We start from the raw sequence: 1923 nt of genomic DNA on the forward strand, positions 1-1923 counted from the left end.
GAAGTTGCGTTATACCATGCACTTGGCAAGCTACCTGAACCAGAAATTGCCCACAGATTTTACTGACGAGGCTTAAAAATTTGCTTGCCTTCAGGCTGGAGTTTCTTTTGAAACAGTTCACTGGCTTTGCCCCAGTCGTGCAATAAAGCAGCCAACCCGGTTAAAGCCTGAATCAACGGTAAGTAATGCCAATCACTCTCGCGAGTACTGTTTAACAGATTCCTGCGAGTACTATTCACCGGTACTATTCCCAAAGCATCAAATTTATCACGATTCCCCACCACCCAAACCAACTCACTCCGAGAGCGTGATCTCAACCAATGGCAACTCACCGCTGTATTCTTACTGGCGGTTTTGCGCAATAGCTTTTTTACTGCATTCAAACCGTCTTGGGTAATGATGGTTTGCCAGGTGTTATCGCCAATACGATTAGCAAAGGCATCCAGTACTCGTCGTGTTTTTTTGAGGGCGTTTTTTTCACACTGGGAGACAAAGGTGACCATCATGATATTTGATCCTCACCTTCATTCCAGTCGCTATTAAGAGCTACGGCCTTCACCTGATCGAACATAAAATCCAGAGCTTTATGATCCGTAAACGCCTGCAGGCATTGTTGGCGAAACTCTTGCTCTGTGGCACCTTCTTTGGCACAAATAAACGCCCACGGGAGTATGAGCGTGTCTTTTATCAAGTCGGCCACATCAAATACCAACGCACCACGACGGGTTTTACCATGCATAACCGCACACCCATGTGGAATGCCCAATACCCATAAGGTGGTGGCGGCCAGTCCATAGGCCAGATAATTACCATGATTTAAAAATGCATTGGCGGTATCTTCTGCGCTGCGTTCACGGGTAAATTCTCCATAGCCCGTGTTGTGTACAGCGACCTTGTAGAGTTGTTTAGTGAGCAAGGCTTCAACCTGCAGTAATTCGCCAGCGGTGTTTGCTGTGGACGTTTTACGCTCGAAGCCGGTTAGCGCTCTTTCAATGTCACTGCTATCTGCACTAAAACCTTCACTAACCAGGTCACGGTCTTTCTTCCATATACGGCGCAGGTATTCTATGCGAGCCTGCTGAAAAATTTTGGCAGCCTGCAGTCGTTTGTGATCGTCAAACCAGAAGCCCATCCAACCCTGTAAGTATTCTGTCGGGCGGTACTCACTTTGTGGGCTTAGCCACTCTACTTCCGTCGCCATCAATAAAGGTGTACCACCGCCACCGCAAAAACCAATCAGCACCCCGGCTGAAGCCAGCATTCGCACAGCAGCTTGTGTGATTGATGTACCGGTGCCTAACAATAGGCACGTAGTATTGGCGATGGGAATATTCCAGTACTGGTTTTCTGATTTTGCTTCGGTGAGATAAAGAACACGTCCGTCTTTTTGCATTACCCGGCATTTTTCCAAGTAATATATATTGGCACGTTTAGAGTGAAGAATGGCTTTTACGTCTGACAGCATTTCCATCGCAGCTCACTTATGCAGAGGTAAGACATTTATGTGGATTTGTATCATACTCAGAGCATACTACAAGTAGGCTGACGCCATTTGCCACGGGATTTGTCACAAAGTTTTCATATCCAAGGGTAACCTTAGTTTTGAAGCGTAAAAAGCAAGTATCAAAGCCACAGAATGAAGCCAGAACTGAGACGAATCAGCCTGTTTAAAAACCACCCTTCTCTACCCTCAAACTGTACTTAAGCTGAATTCAAACTTTTCCTGCCTTCTCCTCACCATTTCATGATGCGCTTAACATCAATCCACCACGCATTCAGATAAAATCAATCACCTTCCGGTGAGGAACACATCAACAGAAAACGACAATTTTATGGTATCACCAGTACCTATGTACGGGACAAAAACACCGCAAGCCAGATATAGCAATGCATAATAAGGTATGAGCTGGCTTCCATACTGGG

2 protein-coding genes are annotated in these 1923 nt (G+C 45.9%); both read right to left on the reverse strand.

Translation table 11 applies throughout. From position 1 onward, the window contains the following. Positions 1–59: 59 nt before the first annotated feature. Positions 60–506 (reverse strand): hypothetical protein, encoded by a 447-nt coding sequence (locus Q1B11_RS20070; RefSeq protein WP_299735766.1) that lies wholly within the window; start codon positions 504–506, stop codon positions 60–62. Beyond that, the gene (gene cas1f / locus Q1B11_RS20075; RefSeq protein ID WP_299735769.1) at positions 503–1471 is read right to left on the reverse strand and encodes a type I-F CRISPR-associated endonuclease Cas1f; all 969 of its coding nucleotides are present in this window, start codon (positions 1469–1471) and stop codon (positions 503–505) included. Before cas1f ends, Q1B11_RS20070 begins: the two co-directional genes overlap by 4 nt. Between the last annotated feature and the right edge of the window lie 452 nt (positions 1472–1923).

This window comes from uncultured Endozoicomonas sp. (genome assembly GCF_947495845.1).
In the GTDB taxonomy this organism is placed as follows: Bacteria; Pseudomonadota; Gammaproteobacteria; order Pseudomonadales; family Endozoicomonadaceae; genus Endozoicomonas.